This is a genomic window from bacterium, assembly GCA_016716565.1.
Classification (GTDB): Bacteria; Bacteroidota; Ignavibacteria; order Ignavibacteriales; family Ignavibacteriaceae; genus IGN2.
Map to the genome: position 1 here is coordinate 470726 of JADJWC010000002.1, position 20989 is coordinate 491714.

A 20989-nucleotide genomic window follows, 5' to 3' on the forward strand; every position below is an offset into this window, starting at 1 on the left:
AATAAAAAACTCGATGCAAAGATCGGGTTTAATTTGTAGAAAAATTGTTGGACTATTTCAACAGTATCATCTTCTTCGTCTCAACATAGTTTCCAACTTTGATTTGATAAAAATAAATTCCGCTTGGTAGATCATTTGCATACCAGGTTATTTCGTATCTACCTGCTTGCTTTTCTTCATTAACTAATGTTTCTATCACGTTGCCAAGTATACCATAAATCCTGATTTCAACATTCGAACTTTGTGGGATTGTGTATTGCATTTTAGTATTCGGATTGAATGGGTTGGTATTTGGTAGCGATATTGTAAATAGTTACCACTGTAATCCAAATTCATCAGAGTTTTTCCAAGTGTACCTTTTAAACGGGGAACAAGTTTATCTTTAACAGTATTATAAAGAGTATCCTGATCATTTATTTCCGGGTTACCATCTTCGTTCACAAGACACTCTATATAAACATCTGATGAACAATGATTAATATACTGAACAAAGGAATCAAACCACTCAAAAATGATTCCATTAGAACCGTGAGCAAGAGAAAGCATAATCATCGAAGTAAGTTCTGGTGTTTTTGGTTTCCGCCAAATGCACCATTCTGGCGGATTATTCGGGTAATTTGTTCGGAGACCAAAAGTCTGAGCCTTAAACCAGAAACTTGAATCAACCGCACTGGTTCTTTGAAAATTAAATCTCAACCATTCAAAATCCTGATAACGAATTGCTGGCCAATTTGGTGAAGCAGGATACATTCCAAGTATTATTTTCTCCGGCTTTGCTATGTTATAAAACATTTCTATTTCATCTTCTCCGTTTACATCAAGTGTGTGCCACCAAGAAGGATCAAAATGAACTACCAAAGGCGGTGCCTGGACGCTTCTTATCAATTCATCAACTACACGAATGGGTGTATAGCAATCTATTGAGTAAGGCTCATCTGTTCCACCCCAATATATTATGTTGTCCCAGCCCATAGTCTTAAAACTATCTGCGTACGATTTAATATTTTGAATTGTCTGAGCAGCTGTTAATGAATCATACATAAAAGCGTTCCACCCATCATTATCGTAAACTTCAGCGTAATCAATGTAAAGAGTACAGAGAGTATCTGTTCTCAGCCAGTCTACCCAGAATTGTATGCCTGTAAATGATTCCCAGTCTATAAAGTTTACGGCTAATGAGGAACCTTCCATTAGTGAAAATTTTTCTGGCAAAATGAATCCCGGGTAATATTCATACCATCCTGAGAGTGGATTTGGATGCAAGTAGAAATCATCAAAATTTCCGTTAGTATCAAAATCCCCGACCTTCAGAGTTCTTGCTATAAAGGTAGAATCATAATGAAGGCTATCATTTGGATTTTTATATCTAAATACTACCTTTATTACACAGACATCCTCATTTATACTTGCATAGCCGTGATTATCCAACGCCATTCGGAATCTTGGTGTATATTTTAAATCATACCGATCATAATTTTGATACCAGCGCTTATATAATTTATCTTGCCTGTAATGTGGTCCATACATCAATGAACACGCGGGTGAAGTCAATCCTTCGGTTGACCAGCATTTTTTCCCCCTCCAGGTAGCAGTATCTCCGAATGTCGTACTTGGATTATTATAGTCATAATGCTTAAACCCAACTCTTTCCGGATTCTCCTGATTTTGTTCTGCTTCCCATTTTGAATAGTAAGCTGATGAGTAATGATATATATATTCAAACTCATTTTTATCATTATATGCAATCAGGTTATAAATTTCCAGCGGTTCCTTTGTATCATTATCAGCTCGATGCCATATTGTATTAAATCCTGTAGCCTCATAACGAATGCGCATATTAGAATTTGTTAGTAGTGTATTTTTGACTGGTGCACCGACAGTGAACTCTTCAGACGGCTTTTGTTCCTGTGCTAATGCTGTTGCGTTAAATAGTAATAAAGCAGTAATTATCCGTCCGCTTTTACAAAGCGAGATAAACCCTCTTGGATAAAACAAGTAATACAGGTGATGAATATTTTGTTTCATAAGTCCTCCCGATTTTTATGTGTGAATGTAGTTAATTAATCCTGTCAGATTCCGGACAACCTGCCTGTTGGACAGGCAGGGCCGGAATGACAGCGCTATGTCATTCTGAGCAATAGCGAAGAATCTCACTCATAACTTCTTTAGAATCTTCATCCTTTCAGGACTCAGAATGACAGTTGTTATTTTATGTAAATCATTTTCTTTATATCTGAAAAAACAGGAATATTATTTTCACCTTTTACAAAAATTTGATAAATGTATACTCCCGAAGCTAGATTCTTGATACTGGATTCTGAATGCTGGTTATTCGATGCAGAGAATTCTACTTCGTAGTAACCTGCTTCTTGAACTTCATTTACTAATACATTAACCAACTCTCCTTTTATATCATAAACGTACAGCTTTACATTTCCTCTCTCTTTCAACTTGTAGCCTATCTTTGTACTAGGATTGAATGGGTTCGGATAGTTTTGATACAGGATGTAATTGTTAACCGGCACCCATCCATTCTTTACGGGCACTAGTTTTACTGAAACCTGCTCTGATGGATTTGATTCATTCCCCTGATTATCTACGGCTGTAAGTTTGTAGTAAAGGGTTTCAACATTTGACGGAAATGTATGGTAATAAAATGTATCGGTAATTGAAGCAATAAGCTTTGTCGAATCTAAAGTGAAGTCAAATGTAGTATCTCTATAAACATTATAATAACTGAAATCTGATTCTGTGGTTTTATTCCAGTTTAATTTTATCAGACTGTCAACATTCGCTGTAAGATTAACAGGAGACCTTGGTGGAAGATCAACATAAAAATAACTTTCCCCATAAGGTCCTCCGTAAAGTCCGATGTCACTTCTTGTGCTGTCTTTATCCAGAATATTCGGATCTCCTGCATCAATTAGAGGAGAAAATTTTTGAAGATGAAAATCTAAATCACCCTGTGTCGTGTCATCATTTACTATCATTGGGTTAACCGAGAGGTTTGTTGTGTCTGGAGTAATGCCCGAATAAATTACACTGCTGTTCCATACGTTATTATATTGGTATTTAAAATTTCCTCCTGAAAATGCTGATATCCATCCTTGAGCATCTGTTACCCCATTATTTTTTGCTTGATCATCAGGTCCCATTAAGATTATATAATCTTCGTAAATGCCAACAATATGATTATTTTTTATCTTCAGGTATTGTGCACCATAATTACGTAAACCGGTAACTGACTCAATTCCACTTTTCGTAAAAATTAAATTATTGTAAACATATGCTGAATCAGATGTAGAAAATCTCATTCCTACCCCACCATAAGGTGGTCCAAAAAATATAAAATTATTAGTTATAGTCGGTCTTGCACCTATATTTTTATAAATACCATAAGAATTTGTTTCAATATAATTTGAATCTATTATCGATCTGTAATTGCTGTTAAAGGCTTCTATATATACACCATCCACCACTTGTGAATTCTGATCAGTATATATAAAATTCCTGCGTATATTTGAACCAGAATTAAAAATCCATACTCCTCTTGTTTTTATATTTTCAAGTAGGTTATTGTAAACCAGAGGATTAGAATATCGAATATAAATTCCCAGTGATGCATTTACTATTCTATTTGAGGTAATACAACTGCCATACCCATTCTGATTAGCTTGTATACCCCAAGTATTTAAAGTATTTGGTAATAGTATTTTAAATCCTTTTAACAAGCAGGTGTCTTTAATTTGAACTGCAGGAATTCCTGTAGCAGATAAATAAATTACACAACTGTCCATTCCTGCGCCAATAAGTGACAACCCCGGTATCATAACAACCTGCTCTTCATAAACTCCGTTGGCTACGTAAATGGTATCACCAAAGACACAAATGTTAATGCACTTCTGTATGCTGTCTGCGGCTGTTTCCCAGCTAGTGTAGGGTGGTATGCTAAGTCCGGTTTTGCTAACGTATCTTATCGTAGCGTTAAGTTGTAAGCTGTAAGCGATAAACAACGTAATTAATAAAAGGAAGAAAAGAGATAAGTTTATTTTGCAGGAAAAATTGGGTCGCATATAGTTACCCTTTTTTTGTTTGCAAATTAGGAAATTATTTTGAGAAAGGCGAGAGTTACGCAGTTATGGATATCTCTGCCATTATTACCAAACAGTGTTCAAAATTTATTAAGGCAAAATGCGAAAACGCTAAAATTTCAAACATCTGAGATTAGTCTATAATTTCGCTACAATTTCGGTCAAATTCCGTTCTAATTATACTCATATTGTTTTCGCTTAAAATTTGTCTGAAATTCTGGCAGAGTTGCATTCTTTAGTTTCACGTTATTACAGGTATTTAAATATGTTTTTTGAATCAGGTATTATCAGCTATCAGTAATAAAAAAGGCGATCCGATGATCGCCTTAGAAATACAAAATAAAGTAATAAATTTAAGCTGTATGCAATTTGTTTAGTAGATATACCGAAAGCTTATCAACCCCAACTCTTTCCTGCACCATTGTATCTCTTTCACGAACGGTTACAGTCTGGTCTTCGAGAGTTTGAGTATCGACAGTTATGCAAAACGGAGTTCCGGCTTCATCCTGTCTGCGGTATCTTCTCCCAACAGCACCTTTGTCATCATAAAAAACCCGGAAAGATTTTCTTAAATCGGTTTCAATCTTTCTTGAAATTTCAGGCATACCGTCTTTGTTAACCAGGGGAAAGATTGCAGCTTTTATTGGTGCAAGTCTCGGATGGAATTTGAGAACGGAACGAAGTTCACCATTCACCTCTTCTTCATAATATGCATCGACTAAAAATGCCATAAAAGATCTGCTTGCACCGGCAGAAGTTTCAATTATGAATGGAATAAATTTTTCTTTCGCCTGCTCATCAAAATATTTTAATGATTTGCCTGAGAATTCTTCGTGCCTGCTGAGATCATAGTTTGTTCTGTTGTGAATTCCTTCAATCTCTCCCCATCCGAATGGAAATTCATATTCAATATCAACAGCTTCTTTTGCATAATGTGCAAGCTTATCTGCCGGATGATCGTGGTAACGTAATTTGGTTGGAGTCATACCCATTCTCTTAAACCAATCGAGCCGTTCTGCTTTCCAGTAATCGTAAAATTTTTTGTCTTCACCTTCTTTTACAAAGTATTGCATTTCCATCTGCTCAAACTCGCGTGTACGGAAAAGAAAATTTTTCGTGTTTATTTCATTACGGAATGCTTTTCCGATTTGAGCAATTCCAAACGGAAGTTTTTGTCGGGAAGATCCCTGAACATTCAAAAAGTTTACGAATATTCCCTGAGCTGTTTCCGGTCTTAAATAAACTACTGAGCCAGTATCTTCAACAGGACCGATAAAAGTTTTAAACATCAGGTTGAATTTTCGTGCATCTGTGAATGTTCCCTTGTTGCCACACTGAGGACAGTTTAATTGTGCAAGCAGCAACTTTGAAATCTCAGCATCTTCAAGCAATAGTGTGAAAGGATTTTCCTGACCGGAATTATTAATCTTCTTATCAATCTTTTTTAAAAGTCGTTCATCACTCTTCAAATTTTCTTTCAACTCTTGTATTGCTTTATCTTTTTTCTTGTCAGCATATGAATCTCCAAGAACATCCAACCTGAATCGTGCTTTACATTGTTTGCAGTCAATCATAGGGTCAGTAAAATTCTCAACGTGACCTGAAGCTTCCCAAACTTTCGGATGCATTAAAATAGATGCATCAATTCCTTCAACATCTTCGCGGTAAGTCATTGTTTTCCACCATTCGCTTTTAATATTGTTGAGAAGCTCAACACCGAGCGGACCGTAATCCCAGCAGCCGTTAAGTCCGCCGTAAATTTCACTAGATTGAAAAACAAATCCTCTTCTTTTAGCAAGAGAAACAATTTTTTCTAAAAGGTTATCTTGTGTGTTATTTTTACTAGAAATGGTCAAATCCTCCGTTAAAATCAAAATTTCGGGTGTGAATATAACAAAGATTAGCGAGAGAATTCAGAGAATTATTTTCCTGAAATGTATTATATCTATATAACTATTTCTTTCCTTTTATTTATTTTTTCACATCAAATTCGAGGGACAAATGATAAAAGCACTATTACCTAAGGAAGAGAAGTATTTTGACGACTTCAGGGAGATGATTTCCCACATCCAGCAGATGGCAAAGTACACCGAACAGCTTTTTGCAGATGAACTCGTTGACAAGAACCACTACCTCAATATCAAACCTTTAGAACTAAGATGCGATGAAATTTCATCACGTATTGTAAAAAGACTAAATAAAACTTTTATCACTCCGTTTGACCGCGAAGATATTTTCGCACTTATAAAAAGAATGGATGATATCAGCGATATGCTTTTAGGAGCTGCTGCACGAATTGAAACTTTTCACATCACAAAAAAAATACCTCACGCCGATAAGCTCGCCTCGATTATATACAAACAGTCACAAGAACTTGGAGTTGCAATCCAGGATCTGAAAGCAAGACGGATCAACGAGACAAAAGCAGTAAAGGATCTTGAATCCGAAGCAGATACTGTGTACAGAAATGCTATGCAGGAACTCTTTGCAAATGAAAAAGATGCAATCGAACTAATAAAGAAAAAGGAAGTGCTCGATATTCTGGAAAGAACTTCTGACCGTTGTCAGTCTGTTGCAAATGTCATTCTTTCCATCTTCATCAAAAATGCATAAGCTTTAATGGAATTTGTAATCTTCATTATTATCCTTGCGCTTGTCTTCGATTTCTATAACGGAATGAATGATGCTGCAAACTCAATCGCCACAGTGGTTGCGACTCGTGTTCTCAGTCCGTTTCAGGCAGTTGCGTGGGCAGCATTTTTTAATTTCATCGCGGCTTTTGCTTTCGGCGTTAGCGTTGCAACTACAATCGGTAAAGGTATTGTCGATGTAGCTATTGTTGATAATTTTGTTATTCTTTCCGGACTTATTGGTGCAATTATCCTAACGGCTACAGCAACACATTTTGGTTTACCCATAAGTGTTTCTCACTCGATTATTGGCGGTTATGGCGGGGCCGCCATAGCTAAAGCAGGATTTAGCGCCCTAATTATATCAGGATATACAAAGGTTGCAATCTTCATTTTTGCAGCACCACTGATTGGAATGGTGATGGCGTATATTTTTTCAATCATCACTCTGTGGATAGTAAGGAACAAACAGCCTAGGAAAGTAGATAAATATTTCCGTAAACTTCAACTTGTCTCTGCTGCGCTTTATAGTTTAAGTCATGGATCTAACGATGCACAAAAAACAATTGGTATAATTACAATCGTACTTTTTACAAACGGTTTGTTAGGTGATGTATTCCGTGTTCCGTTTTATGTTATCATCATGAGTCATGCAGTAATCGCTTTGGGAACATTAGTTGGTGGTTGGAAAGTGATCCGAACACTGGGAATGCGAGTAACCAAGCTAAATCCATTCGGCGGATTCAGTGCTGAAACTTCTGCGGGATTAACAATTATCGGGGCAACAATTTTTGGAATACCAGTAAGTACAACTCACACTATCACAGGTTCAATAATCGGAGTTGGATCTGTAAAAGGTGTCTCAGCAGTACGATGGGGAGTGGCAAAAAATATTTTGTGGGCGTGGGTGCTTACTATTCCGGTCTCAGCTATCAGCGCAATGATAACTTATGAAATAGTGATTTACGTTCAAACTCTTCTCTGAAGTTACTTTCGAATCTCCTCAGATAACAATTTCTTAATGCGGCGATGTTTATCACTCAACTTTCCATACTTAGCTTTTACGACCTCAAGAAGTGAAATGGACTGGATGATATAATTCTTCCTCAGAAGTTTTAAATGATTGCTTTTAGTTTTCTTTATCTCAGCATTTAATGCCTCAAGATGTTTCCTGATTGCATAAACATCTCCTCTGTCAATTGGACCTGAAAGTGCTTTCGCAGGAGATAACCTAAAAACATTATCAAGTGCAGATTGAGTTGTCTTTCTAAGAATATTCTTCGGAGCATTATTTTTTGAAGATATCAGAGAGAAAGCGTTGAAAAGATTTCCAACTAAAAAATTTGAGCTGTGAACTGCTGCAATATGCTGAAAGACTTTTTGCTCGGACGTGATCCTGTGAGGTTTCAATTTTAACTTTTTGCACAACTGGAGCAAGAAAAATCTCGCTCGCTTATTATCCGTTTCAATTGATGCGGGTGAATTTTTTATATCAACCACATCTTTTGATGGGAATGGTCTGATGATATGCAGTGAACCGACTCCACAACCCTTCATCGATAAAGATTGTAATGCAGAAATATTTTCGACACCGGAAAAGTGAATGCAGATTTTATCTTTAAATTCATTTATTATTCTTGACAATGCATCTGCAGTCTTTTTGATTTCACCATCGGGAACTGTTAAAAAGAATATGTTCACATCGGATGGAATTTTTTTCAGATTATTTGAAAATAACGGAATTGAAAATTTATTTACAAGAGTTTTTGCAGAGGATAATTTTCTGCTGACAACTATATGAACATCGTATCCTGATTTAATTATAGCAGATGTGAGTGAATACGCAAGTTTGCCGGCACCGATTATTGCTATTTTTTGCTTTGTCAAGCTGGTTAATCTCCGTAAAAAACTGCAGAGAGATAGCCAACTACTTCTGAGTTATCACCAGTTACATCTCCTGAATCTGTCCTGCTTAGTACCATCGAATGCCTGATGTTCTTCAGGTTCGCTGCTTTCATCAAAGCAACAATTGGTCCTCCGCCGCAAGCTTCGCAAGTATGATTTTCAAGATCAAACTGCAGCGATTCGTAATCAAATTCTCTCACTCTCTTTTCAACAATTGAATCGAGTCTGTCAGCCTGGCTTTTATTATAGAAATGAGAAAGATCAGAACTTGCAACAATCAAAGTTTCATTATCTGATATTTCCGAGAGTCTTTTTGCAAGTGTATCGATGTTTCTTTTCGACTGATCGCCCATCACAACAGGAACAATTTTAAAACCTTTTAACACTGACTGCAGAAATGGAAGCTGTACTTCCAGAGCGTGTTCTCTTCTGTGTCCTTCGTATCCTTTGAAAATTATTCCGTCACTGGTCTCAAGCTTTTCACGAAATTCGTTATCAACCTTCAAAATACCGAGCGGAGTTTCATACGCATCACCTTCAAATAGACTGATGCCTGGAAAATATTCGCTGTGGCTTGGTGAGATAATAACAACAGTTTTATAATTTTTTCCGATTAAAAGATTATAAGCATGCGCGGCAGTTTTTCCCGAGTAAACATAACCAGCGTGAGGTGAAACAATTCCAAAGACGTTATCAATTTTTTCTTTTGGCTTTGTAACATCCAGCATAAGGGAAATATCTTTTTTCAATTTATCAGGATTTGCGGGATAGAAATATCCGGCTACCTGAGCTGGTCTCACATAATTCATTTTCTACCTCCAATTTCTTCTTCAGAAAAAACGATAGCAGTGAAGACTTTTATGTTTAGCATCCTTTCCTTCCAGTAACTTCCGTAGAGCCCTGCTTTGTGGCAGAGTGCTGTAAGAAATTGTGCACGGTTATAATTTTGTTCAGTTGCAACCTGCGGAAGAAGAACCGCTCTTCCACCTTCATCAAGAAGCAAACCATGTTTTCCGACTTCAATTTTATCATAACTTTTTATCGGCTCAAATTCAGAGAGAACTGATATTTCAATTTGAACTTCATCGAGTTCATCCCTATTCAATTCAGAAAATCTTGGATCACCAAATGCAGCATGTTTCGCAGCATCAACTATAATTTCAAATAATGGTTTGTTAGCAATAATGTATCCAATGCATCCACGAAGCTCTTTGTTAATATGAAGCGTGACGAACGCACCCAATTTCATCTTAAGTTTTGGATAAGCTTTGTAGTCAATTGCAGTAACATCACTTTCACTAAACTCCTGCAGGATAGATTCCCTTGCAGCATTTAACAATATTTTCTTTTCTTCATCAGATAATTCCATTTCAACCCCATTCAAATAATTATCTCATAAACCACAAGTCTGGTTTTACCAAAAAGCAGAAACAGCAAATCATCTTTTACAAAAAAAGAATCGGTAAGAAACAAACTTGTTTCTTTGTTGATGACTTCTTCTAAAATATACTTTCCTTTGGATAAATCAACTGCCTTAAAAAGATTATTAAAAGAACCTTTTGAATTTGCTTCGTGAAAGCTCATCATTAGCAGCTGGTTTTTCAATATAAATTCGATTTTACCAGACACAACAAAATCATTTTTTAAAGTTTTAATAAATTCATTTGCTTTCTCGTCAATTCCAGAATCAATTTCAAAAGCTTCCGGAAATAAAAAACCACTATCAGTTTCATTCAGCGAAGCTTCACTGCGAAGTTTATTTATATATTCGTAGTTCTCGCCAATATCCTCAATAACTTCACCATTGAATGGATTGATGGCGAGATAATTTCTTCCTTCAAATTTATCTCTGTAAGTGTAGAGTCTATCTTTATAAAGAAAGAGGAAAATCAGTTCAGGATTATTCCAGAGGAATCCCTTCTTCGTAATGTCATAAGCAAATATTCCTCTGTGCTTCGGCATATCAGGCTTTGCAAATTTGTGAAAGAAGATGATGTCATCCTTAACGGCTTCAACTCCCACCCAAAATTTATCATCAAGCTGAAAGTTGTTTAATATTTTTTTACCTGAACCAAGTGAAAGACAATGAAAGTAAGCTTGTTTCTTTTCCGGCTCACGTTCTTCAATTATCAGCTTACCGGAGTTAGCTGGAATAATCCTCCATATTTGTCGACCGTTATCAAATTTGTAGTTTTTTTTAAGTTTCATCTCACTTCAATGGTTCAAACCTGGCTGTAAAGTGTCGAAGCATTGGAGCTTCGTAAACTATTTTGTAACCATTCAACCTGTTCCTGTTATTAAAAACTTCGAGTATAATTTCAATCAGGTAATCAACGTGACTTTGTGTATAAACTCTTCTAGGAATTGCTAGACGAACTAACTCCATCATCGCAGGAATAAGTTTTCCATTCTTATCATACTTACCGAACATTACACTACCTATTTCCACTGCACGAACTCCGCCTTCAAGATAAAGCTCACAAACAATTGATTGTCCGGGATATTGATCGGATGGAAGATTGGGTAAAAATCTTTTAGCATCGATGTAGATTGCGTGACCTCCCGGCGGCTCAATTATCGGAACACCGGCGGCAACTAATCTTTCACCGAGATATTCAACACTACGAATTCTGTACTCAAGATAATGTTCATCAACAACTTCTTCCAAACCTTGCGCAACTGCTTCCAAATCTCTTCCAGCAAGTCCGCCGTATGTTGGAAATCCCTCTGTAACGATAAGCAGGTTTCTGCACTGCATAGCAAGATTTTCATCGTTCAACGCAAGAAAACCACCTATGTTTACGAGCGCATCTTTTTTTGCACTCATCGTTGCTCCATCAGCATACGAAAACATTTCCTGTGCAATTTCCAGAACCGATTTATCAGCGTATCCTTTTTCTCTTTTCTTTATGAAGTAAGCGTTCTCCGCGAACCTGCAGGCATCGAGGAAAAGTGGGATTCCATATTTCTTACAAACAGCTTTCACTTCTCGAATGTTTTGCATCGAAACCGGCTGACCTCCACCAGAGTTATTTGTAACTGTCATCATACACAAAGGAATATTTTCTACACCTTTTTCTTTTATGAATGCTTCAAGTTTTTCGATATCCATATTGCCTTTGAAGTCAGCTCGTTGTTCGGGATGCTTTCCTATTTCATTGAGTAAATCTTCCGCTTCAGCACCAGTAAATTCAATGTTAGCTCTGGTTGTATCGAAGTGTGTGTTGTTTGGAAAATATTTTCCCGGTCCGCCAACAATTGAGAATAATATTTTCTCTGCTGCCCTTCCCTGGTGAGTGGGAATAATGTATTTCATATGAGTTATTTTTCTAACTGCATCTTCAAAGCGATAAAAACTCTTTGAACCAGCATAAGCTTCATCGCCCTCCATAATTCCTGCCCATTGCTTCGCACTCATAGCGGACGTACCGCTATCGGTTAGCAAATCGATAAGCACATCATCTGCATGAATCATAAAAGGATTATAACCGGCATTAATTAAAATTTTTTCTCTCTCTTCACGGGTAGTGAATCGGATCGGTTCAACTGATTTTATTTTGAACGGTTCGATAATTGTTTTTGGTCTCATTTTTTTCTCAGACAAGGTTGGAAAATATTTTCTTCCCAAATTTACAAAATGAACTGTTACTTTGGCATTTACGAATATTAATAAGCATATAGATTCTGGAGAAATATTAACAATCAAAGCCAAATAATAATATTCAATACCGATAATCATAAAATAATTGCCTTTGACTCGAAGATAGAATATGTTTTGTCCAACAATTTATAACAATTTGTGAGGTGCATAATGGATCCAAACGAAACTATTAATACTTCAGAACAAACACAGGAAACCGGGGAATTAAGTCATTCCGATAAAATGATCGGAGTATTCACTGAACCGGCAAACATGTTTTCAATCACTTCGAAGTTTGCAGCAAAACATAAAGACTGGGTTATCCCCATACTTATTTTCTTCATTGTAGTATCTTTAATCAGAATCCTTGCGATGACAAATGAGGAAGTATATTTTGAAGCGAAGAAACAAGGAATAGACCGAATAGAAAAGATGGTCGAAAGCGGAACACTAACACGTGAACAAGCAGATCAGCAGATAGATGCGATGGATACTTATATGAGAGGTCCAATGAGCTGGATTATTACATTCATTCCAACTCTGTTATTTGGATTTATTTTCATCATTATAATAACAGCAATTTATTTTCTGTTCATTAAGTTCCTGTTAAAAGGAGAAGGGACCTTCACCGGTGCATTGGTTGCCATGGGATTAACAAGTTACATCAGTATTCTCCAAATAGTAATTGCCGGAATACTAACTATGGTTATGGGCAAGCTTATGATGGATACCAGTGTCGCTTCTTTTATTGGCAGCGATAAAAATACTATTGCTGGATGGTTTTTATCGAAGTTAGATCCTATAAGCATTTGGGCTTATGCTATTCTGGCAATCGGATTTGCAAAGATGAATAAATCTGAATCTACTGGTAAATACTATATCTTAGTTTTCGCGGTTTGGATAATTGGTACATTTATCTGGTTCCAGATAACACAAGCTGTCCCATTCTTACAGGGATTTAACCAATAATTCGTTCGACTTAAAAATGTGAGACTTACTTTTAAGTATGCGAGTCTCACTTTCATTTTTATAATCTATTCAAATCAAACTCTGCGGATCAACATCATAAATCAACCGAACATCTTTGTATCTTGATTTCCTGTTGAACTCAACGAACGATTTCAGAATTGCGTCCCGGAGAATTTTCCCGCCAGGATCTGTTTGTCGGGATGACTTCACCAGTATTTGATATCTAAATTGCCCTTTGAGCCTTGCAATAATCGCAGGAGTTGGAGAAGATATTTTTAACCACTTGCTGTATTTTTTTATTTCAGTATGAAATCCTGCTATAGCACCTTTAGCCTTTTCATTCGATTGATCTTTTGATTCAATCAATGCGATTCGTGTAAAGGGCGGAAATCCCATATTCTCTCTGTCAAGAATTTCCTTTTCATAAAAACCTTTGTAGTTATTGTTAAGAACCATCTGCAAAGCAAAATGTTTTTCATTCTGAGTTTGTATGATAACTTCACCGGGTGATTTGCTTCGTCCTGCCCTTCCTGAAACCTGTGTAAGTAATTGAAATGTTCTCTCATCAGCACGAAAATCCGGAAGCCACAAAGTTGTTTCGGCTGAGATTACTCCCACGAGCGTGACTCTTGAAAAATCCAATCCTTTTGAAACCATTTGCGTTCCGACTAACACATCTATCTCACCGCTTCCAAAAGAAATCAGTAATCTGCTCAAAGCTGATTTTTTTGTAATTGAATCGGAATCTATCCTGCTCATCTTCACATTAGGAAAATAAAATGCTAACTCGTCTTCAACTCTTTCTGTTCCGGTTCCAAAATATTTTATCTGAATTGATCCGCAATGTGTGCAGGCACCGGGGACATCTTTTACTAATCCGCAATAATGGCATTCAATTACATTTTTATTTATATGATAAACCATCGGAACTGAGCAGTTATCACAGACTTCAACTTCACCGCAATCAGTACAGTAAATTTGCGTTGAAAAGCCTCTCCTGTTTTGAAGAATGATAACGCCTTCGTTTTTCTTCAACCTGTCTTCAATTTTATCGAGCAAAGTCTTGGAAAAAATATTTTCCATCCGTTTCTTTTTTCTTTCCCTGTTAACATCAACAAGAGTTATCACAGGGAGTTTTGCATTATCAATTCTATCAGGAAGCTCAAGTAAAGTGTACTTACCCGATTTAGCATTATACATACTCTCAATAGACGGAGTAGCTGAGCCCAATAATACAGGACAACAAACAATACTTCCCAGCATAATTGCTGAATCCCGAGCATTATATTTTGGAATCATATCTGCCTGCTTGTAGCTTGCATCGTGCTCTTCATCAACGACAATCAATCCGATATTTTTCAACGGTGCAAACAAAGCCGATCTCGCACCGATTACAACACTTGATTTCCCTCTAAAAATTCTCTGCCATGAATCAAATCTTTCACCAGGTGACATTCGGCTATGAAGAACAGTCACTTCATCACCAAATGAATTGAAAAACCGTGAAGTGATTTGCGGAGTAAGAGAAATTTCAGGAACAAGTATCAGAGCGGTTTTCTTCTTTTCAATAACTTTTTTCGTAAGCTCGATGTAAACTTGTGTTTTCCCGCTTCCTGTGACACCGTGAAGCAAATAAGTTTTAAAATTGGCATCGGAAATAGTTTTTGCAACTTCAGCTATCACTTCAGATTGTTTGTCGGAAAGTGAAAATTTTGTTTGCTCTTCTTTGTAATGCTCAACATATCTGCGATCAATTTCCTGTTCGTAAATTTTTACGATGCCTTTTGCCGAGAGTGAATCAAGAGAAGATTTTGACGATGAAGTTTTATGAAGCAGTTCAGCAACTGGTAATCCTTTTCCCTTTGCATTTACTAATTCCAGAAGAAGCTTTATTTGCTTTGGAGATCGTCTTTCGATTTCAGGAAAAGAGAATATACTTCGCCAACTGTTTTATTCAACTTAACGTAGTTAACTGTTTTGGCTTTTACTTTTGCTTTCTGTAGTGTATCAAGCAGCGTAACCACACCATTTTCCTGCAAGGTTCTTAGAATCGAGTAAATGTTTTTCTTCTTCACAATCTTTTGAAGTTGATGAAGACTTATCTGATCTTTTTCGGAGAGAGCTTTCAAAATCTTTGTTCTTGTGGAAGATTTATTTTTTTCCTTTGATAGAAGATGAGCAGCAGCTACTTGATCGGCGATGATTTTTCTTTTTGATTCAACATCAGAACCGTACGGGACTGCAAGCTTTAACGCCTCTCCTAATGAGCAGAGATAATAGTCTGCGACCCATTCGTAAAACTTAAATCCATTTTTATCAACAATTGGTTTTTCATCGAGGATATCGATGATTGGTTTTGGTTCTTCTTTTAAGCTAATTGTTTTGGGTTTGTTTACGATGAAACCTGTGAGAGTTCTTTTGCCGAATGGAGCTACAGCTCGAACACCAACTTTAGCCTGGCTCTGCAGTTCCTTTGGAATCAGATATGTAAATGCTTTGCGGAATGCTAATGGAAAAACTATTTCAGCATACATATTTTTAGTTCTTAGTTTTAAGCTGGTAGTTATAGTTACTGGTTGTTGTTATCTCGTTTATTCGTTTACGAAATATATTTAGTCGATTTTAGATGAAATTATGATCTTACTAAAAACAAACAAACTATGAACTAATTTTCATCATTCTTCGAGATACTTTGTTAGTTCGACAAGACTTCCCTTATTAACATCAACGCTGAACATTTTAAACTTCAGAGTCCTGATTGTATTATCCCACATAATTCTTTTATGGCCTTCGGACACAATTACTTCCCCGTTTGTTGAGATGATACTATCTTCGAGCGGTATAGTAATAAAATAGAACGGTTCCTGGTAAACAATGCCTTCAACTTTCGAGACTTCATCGAACGAATATTTCATAGTACCACTAAGCTTACCATCGGATATGAATAATTTTCTATCTAGAATAAATTTTCCCTCTTCACTCATCTGCTGAACAAACTCATCACTTTCCAGGATAAAATTAAAAAGCTGATCTTTGTCTGCTTCAAGTTCCGAAGTATCCATCGCATCAGATCGGATATCGGAAACATTCAAAGTAACCGTTCCTGAATTTTCATCATCGAGATTTACTTCATAAGAAACAGTATGAAACACAAGACATCCCTGCATTGTCAGAATAATTAAAAGCAAAAGCAATATTTTTTTGATAGACATTTTAGTCTCCCTTTTTAAATCAATTAAGTTCTATTGTAAAGCTAAATTAGTAATTGTTAAAAATAAAGTTGAATTGCGCAGGATTCTTAAGAAGTAAGTTCTGATTTTGATAAACGATGTTTGATTTTATAAAACAGCAGCTTCAAGCAATTTTAGTTTTTTTGTTTCAGTATTCAATTCAGCTTTGCCTCCAAATGGAAGTGTGAACTTGTCTGCAACATGACCGAATGACAGTCCGTAAATAACAGGTATTCCAAGATTTCCCAACCTGTCTTTTAATACTTCCATCAGCGAAAAAGAGCCACTAAAAGCAGGATTTGATTTGTTCGGTTCACACAACTTGAAAACTCCAAGAGCAATTCCGGCGGCATTTTCGAATTTTCCCGCCAGGATCATTTGAGTTAACATTCTGTCTATGCGGTAAGGTTCTTCTATAAATTCTTCCAAAAAAATTATTTTATCTGAATAATCTATATCGTATTCTGTTCCTATCAACGAAACACAAATTGATAAATTTCCTCCCACTAATTCTCCTTCAGCAATACCTTCTGAAATAACAGTTATTCCATATGGATTATAATTGTTACCGGTTGTTGAGTTAACCAGTTCAAGTTCGAAGGTTGGATTTAATAATACATCTTCAAAATTTTTTACACTAAAACTGCTGAATGTTGAAATCGATACAGGTCCGTGAAATGTGACAAGCCCGCTGTTTTTATAAATAGCGTACTGCAGCGCAGTAACATCGCTGAATCCGATCAAAATTTTGGGATTATCTTCAATCAAATCATAATCAAGATACGGTAAAATTCTTGCGCAGCCATAACCACCACGTGCACACATAATTGCTTGTACATCTTTTCTTTCGAACATTTCGTTCAGATCAGCTGCGCGTTCTTCATCGATTGCTGAAAAGTATCCGTTTTTACTCATCAATCTGTCTGTATATACAACCTTGAAACCGAGATTTCGAATATTATTGATTGATTCTTCTTTTTCCTGTTCAGTGATGTAACTGCCGGGTGTAACGAGAGCAATTGTATCACCTCTCTTAAGTCTTGAAGGTTTAGTCTGTTTTTTTGCTGACAGAAATCTGCCATCACTTGCCTTAACAGGCACTACTGATGCAGCAACTGTAGCGGTGGAAATTGTTTTGATGAAGTTACGGCGTTTCACAGAATTACAAAATTCCTTAAAACTTAGAATAAATCATTGATCAATGTTTGTTTGTTCAAGTTCAGTTGTTTACTTACATCATTTAATATGCTATTCAGAGTCCCGATTTTAATTGGATCATGATTTGGGATTGTTACGTGGAATGATTTTTCTTCAATAATAATTGTTAATCTGATATGACTTCCCGATTGCCTTGTTTTTGAGTAGCCATAATTTGATAATATTTTAATGAGTTTCGAGGCAGATATATCCCGGGGAACTTTCATAATGTAATTATTTCTTCACGTTGGAAACGGAGACTGATTATGGATGGTAGCTCACTTTCTTCAAAATGGCAGCGCACCGCATCAGAAATATTTTTTTTCAAATCATCTATCGTTTCGGCTTCAGTATAGATTGATTCTCCTATCGCTTTTGCCTCATAACCACCATCTAAAGATTCTTCAACAATAAAAATTATTTCTTTTATTTTCATTTTGTCCTCGATTGTTCACCTGAAAGATATAAATCAAATTTTTAAGATAAAATATTAACACTTTATCCTGATATCCACTGCAAAGATATTATTATCATCCGTAACCACAAGTGGATTAAGATCGCACTCGGTTATTTCTTTGTGATTCAGCATCATCTGAGCGACCGATTTTATCGTATTTTTTATTTTGACAAGATCAGCAGGTTTTTCGCCACGTACTCCCTGAATTATTTTTCCGATTTTTGTTCGATTGATCATTTCGTCAATATCTAAATCATTTAAATATGCTGACCGGATAACGGTATCATCAAAATATTCAACATATTTCCCGCCTGAACCGAACATTACCATCGGTCCAAAACTCGGATCACGAAATCCGCCAACCAATAACTCAAACTTTGTATGAATGAATGGCTGGATAAGAAATGAGTCGAGCTGCATACTTTTTTGTTTGAAGTTATTTATCATTTCATCTGCAGTTTTGATTAATTCAGCTTTATCTTTGATGTTTAATACGACACCTTTCAAATCGGATTTGTGAATAATTTTTTCTCCAACTGCTTTCATTACGACGGGATATTTCAAATCTGATTTCTTCAAATCATCATAACCAAATAATTGGGTCTTAACAATTGGAAGACTATAGAATTCAGATACTTTAATAACATCTTCCTGCGATAGAAAACGACCGGCTTCGAATTTTATTCCTTCAATTTTTACACTCTCTGCATTCAACCTGTGTTTATGATTAGATTTATTTCTGAACTTCAGCATATTACCAATCACAACAGCAGGTTCTTCAGACCGTCTGAACAATGAACGTTTAGTTTTCGATTCTTTTCTGTACATATCCCAGAACTCAGGTAGCGGCATAACAACCTGAAAAATTGGTTTTTCGCTTTGTATTTCATTTATCCCTTCAATCACAGGCATTGCGGGAACCATTATCGGTTCAACAAAAACCGAAATAACCGCATCAACATTTTTGTCTTCAACCAGAAATTCGTTGACTTGCTTGAATTGTTCTGCAGTTCCGCCAGGAAGAAGATCAACCGGATTGTTAACACTTCCCTGTGGATGAACAATCTCTCGAAGTTTCGATTTTGTTTCGTGAGTCAGTTCAGCAAGAGATAAATTATTCCTTTCAAGAGTATCTACAGTAAGAATAGCCGGACCACCAGCATTAGTAAGAACCGCAACTCTATTGCCTTTTGGCATTGGAAAATCTTCAAAGCCTTTTGCTGTGTTGAACATATCGTTCAAATCATCTGCACGTATTATTCCAAATTGATGGAGCACTGCATCAACAACTTTATCGCTGCTTCCCATCGCGCCGGTGTGAGATGATGCAGCTTTAATTCCGCTGGAAGTTCTTCCACCTTTTAAAACGATCACAGGTTTGGTGATTTTTTCTTCAATAAAATTTTTTAAAAACTCTTCTCCTGCTTCAAAACTTTCAAGATAGTATGTAATCACACTTACATTTTTATCCATCTCCCAAAACTCAAGAAGATCATTTTCAGTGACATCCGCTTTGTTGCCAACACTGATGAACTGAGAAAATCTGATATCAGTTTCGCGCAGAGAATTCAAAACTGCTGCACCTATTGCACCACTTTGCGAACAAAATGCCATCTTCCCGTTTCGTGGTTCTTCTGCTACAAAAGTTGCGTTCATTTTTACTTCAGGATGTGTGTTGATAATTCCCATGCAATTTGGTCCAACCAACTTTGCCCCTGATTTCTTTACTAATTCTAAAATTCTTTTTTCTTCCTGCTCACCTTCTTTTCCGGTTTCTTTGAATCCTGCTGTGATGAGAATAAGAGCTTTTGTTCCTTTATCTGTGAGTTGTTTGATGGATTCTTCCACAAACTGTTTCGGGACCATTATTATTGCGAGATCAATTTTCTCTTTTACTGATTCAATAGTCGGGAAGCATTTGTAACCTAAAACTTCATCCGATTTGGGATTAATCAGAAAAAGTTTTCCGGTGAAGCCGTATTGTTTTATTGATTTAGTTAATTCATAACCAAGTGATTTTGGTTTGGAGGAAGCCCCGACAACACAAATTGATTCGGGATAGAAATAATCATTAAAAACAGCAGTCATTTTTATTCCTGAATTTTTAGAAAGTGTATCCCAAACTTAAGGCATATTGATGAAAGAATCTTTCAATTTCCGGCTTAACAAACTTTAGAACTGAAATTTTCTGAACTAAATTTCTGGTGTGAAATCTCTCAGGGTAATTTCTATTTTTGAATTGAACGAAATATTTCTAAACTTTTAAAGCTCCGCTGCCAGAAAGGGAGTTGGTATTTAGCCACCCGTGATATCAGCTTCCTGCAGCCGGGGCTTTTTATTTTATCAAAAGCATTTTCTTCGATTCAACAAAATTTGCTGCTTGAATAGTATAAATATAAACTCCGCTTGATAAGTTGTTTGCATTAAAATTAATTTCATATTTACCGGCAGGTTTTTCTTCATTAACAAGTATGGCAATTTCATTACCGAGAATATCAAAAACTTTTAGAGTCACATTTCCGCCCGTTGACAAAAAGTAACTTATTTTGGTTGATGGATTGAAAGGGTTTGGATAATTCTGTTCGAGACTGTACTCGTCAGCGATAAATTCGTTAGCAACCTCACTTACTATACAATCAAATTCATCCGCACCGATATCAGGAGTTTGTAAATTTCTTTGTTCGCCATCAATATCCATTGTGATTCCGGAGATTGGTGTGCCTGTCATTTCGATGCATACATTTTGCCTTCTGTCAATATGGAGATCCGGGTTTGCAAAAGTAGTCAGAGAATTAAAACTATGGATATCCATTCCTGCAGACTGCCATTCTGATAATGTTTTATGATGGATGCCGTTTTTTCCTGCGAGA

The 20989-nt window shown here is 36.3% G+C and carries 18 protein-coding genes and 1 pseudogene; 3 read left to right on the top strand and 16 right to left on the bottom strand.

Annotation, left to right across the window (positions count from 1 at the left end):
* Window positions 1–52: 52 nt before the first annotated feature.
* The 4 genes from IPM14_08900 to IPM14_08915 all read right to left on the bottom strand — a co-directional run bounded on the left by IPM14_08900 (window position 53) and on the right by IPM14_08915 (window position 5941).
* Window positions 53–262: a T9SS type A sorting domain-containing protein gene (locus tag IPM14_08900; GenBank protein MBK9098213.1), complete on the bottom strand. Its 210-nt coding sequence runs from the start codon at window positions 260–262 to the stop codon at window positions 53–55.
* On the bottom strand, window positions 196–2025 hold the full coding sequence (locus IPM14_08905; protein MBK9098214.1) for a hypothetical protein: 1830 nt from the start codon (window positions 2023–2025) through the stop codon (window positions 196–198). The genes IPM14_08900 and IPM14_08905 overlap by 67 nt, the downstream gene beginning before the upstream one ends.
* A gap of 179 nt (window positions 2026–2204) precedes the next feature.
* Window positions 2205–4073 carry a hypothetical protein gene (locus IPM14_08910; protein MBK9098215.1) on the bottom strand — a complete coding sequence of 623 codons (1869 nt, stop codon included), beginning with the start codon at window positions 4071–4073 and terminating at the stop codon, window positions 2205–2207.
* 371 nt (window positions 4074–4444) lie between these two features.
* Window positions 4445–5941: a glycine--tRNA ligase gene (locus IPM14_08915; GenBank protein ID MBK9098216.1), complete on the bottom strand. Its 1497-nt coding sequence runs from the start codon at window positions 5939–5941 to the stop codon at window positions 4445–4447.
* A gap of 151 nt (window positions 5942–6092) precedes the next feature.
* Between IPM14_08915 and IPM14_08920 the strand changes: the two genes are divergently transcribed.
* Together IPM14_08920 and IPM14_08925 are read left to right on the top strand one after the other, a co-directional pair.
* The gene (locus IPM14_08920; GenBank protein ID MBK9098217.1) at window positions 6093–6704 is read left to right on the top strand and encodes a DUF47 family protein; all 612 of its coding nucleotides are present in this window, start codon (window positions 6093–6095) and stop codon (window positions 6702–6704) included.
* 6 nt (window positions 6705–6710) lie between these two features.
* Window positions 6711–7706, top strand: a complete 996-nt coding sequence (locus tag IPM14_08925) for an inorganic phosphate transporter (GenBank protein MBK9098218.1) — start codon at window positions 6711–6713, stop codon at window positions 7704–7706.
* 2 nt (window positions 7707–7708) lie between these two features.
* On the opposite strand, the gene IPM14_08930 is transcribed toward IPM14_08925, so the two are convergent.
* From IPM14_08930 to IPM14_08950, 5 genes are read right to left on the bottom strand one after another with little or no spacing between them, the layout of a single operon-like run.
* Window positions 7709–8608 (bottom strand): DUF2520 domain-containing protein, encoded by a 900-nt coding sequence (locus tag IPM14_08930; protein MBK9098219.1) that lies wholly within the window; start codon window positions 8606–8608, stop codon window positions 7709–7711.
* A gap of 5 nt (window positions 8609–8613) precedes the next feature.
* Complete coding sequence (gene amrB, locus IPM14_08935; GenBank protein MBK9098220.1) at window positions 8614–9435, bottom strand: AmmeMemoRadiSam system protein B; 822 nt, start codon at window positions 9433–9435, stop codon at window positions 8614–8616.
* The gene (gene amrA / locus IPM14_08940) at window positions 9432–9995 is read right to left on the bottom strand and encodes an AmmeMemoRadiSam system protein A (GenBank protein MBK9098221.1); all 564 of its coding nucleotides are present in this window, start codon (window positions 9993–9995) and stop codon (window positions 9432–9434) included. Before amrA ends, amrB begins: the two co-directional genes overlap by 4 nt.
* An 11-nt stretch (window positions 9996–10006) precedes the next feature.
* Window positions 10007–10834, bottom strand: coding sequence for a DUF4905 domain-containing protein (locus IPM14_08945; protein ID MBK9098222.1), 828 nt, complete (start codon window positions 10832–10834; stop codon window positions 10007–10009).
* A gap of 1 nt (window position 10835) precedes the next feature.
* Entirely contained in the window at window positions 10836–12215 is a 1380-nt protein-coding gene (locus tag IPM14_08950; protein ID MBK9098223.1) for a tryptophanase, read from the bottom strand.
* 222 nt (window positions 12216–12437) lie between these two features.
* Here IPM14_08950 and IPM14_08955 point away from each other — a divergent pair, with 222 nt between their 5' ends.
* Entirely contained in the window at window positions 12438–13235 is a 798-nt protein-coding gene (locus tag IPM14_08955; GenBank protein ID MBK9098224.1) for a hypothetical protein, read from the top strand.
* Between the two features lie 69 nt (window positions 13236–13304).
* Here the strand turns inward: IPM14_08955 and priA are convergent.
* The 7 genes and pseudogenes from priA to IPM14_08990 all read right to left on the bottom strand — a co-directional run bounded on the left by priA (window position 13305) and on the right by IPM14_08990 (window position 20931).
* Window positions 13305–15769, bottom strand: a pseudogene (gene priA / locus IPM14_08960) (primosomal protein N').
* A 141-nt stretch (window positions 15770–15910) separates the two neighbouring features.
* Entirely contained in the window at window positions 15911–16447 is a 537-nt protein-coding gene (locus IPM14_08965; protein MBK9098225.1) for a hypothetical protein, read from the bottom strand.
* A 126-nt stretch (window positions 16448–16573) separates the two neighbouring features.
* Complete coding sequence (locus IPM14_08970) at window positions 16574–17623, bottom strand: LD-carboxypeptidase (GenBank protein MBK9098226.1); 1050 nt, start codon at window positions 17621–17623, stop codon at window positions 16574–16576.
* Between the two features lie 23 nt (window positions 17624–17646).
* Window positions 17647–17889, bottom strand: a complete 243-nt coding sequence (locus IPM14_08975) for a type II toxin-antitoxin system HicA family toxin (GenBank protein MBK9098227.1) — start codon at window positions 17887–17889, stop codon at window positions 17647–17649.
* The gene (locus tag IPM14_08980; protein MBK9098228.1) at window positions 17886–18098 is read right to left on the bottom strand and encodes a 2-oxoisovalerate dehydrogenase; all 213 of its coding nucleotides are present in this window, start codon (window positions 18096–18098) and stop codon (window positions 17886–17888) included. The genes IPM14_08975 and IPM14_08980 overlap by 4 nt, the downstream gene beginning before the upstream one ends.
* Window positions 18099–18152: 54 nt before the next feature.
* On the bottom strand, window positions 18153–20207 hold the full coding sequence (locus IPM14_08985) for an acetate--CoA ligase family protein (GenBank protein ID MBK9098229.1): 2055 nt from the start codon (window positions 20205–20207) through the stop codon (window positions 18153–18155).
* Between the two features lie 247 nt (window positions 20208–20454).
* Window positions 20455–20931 (bottom strand): T9SS type A sorting domain-containing protein, encoded by a 477-nt coding sequence (locus IPM14_08990; GenBank protein ID MBK9098230.1) that lies wholly within the window; start codon window positions 20929–20931, stop codon window positions 20455–20457.
* Window positions 20932–20989 lie beyond the last annotated feature (58 nt).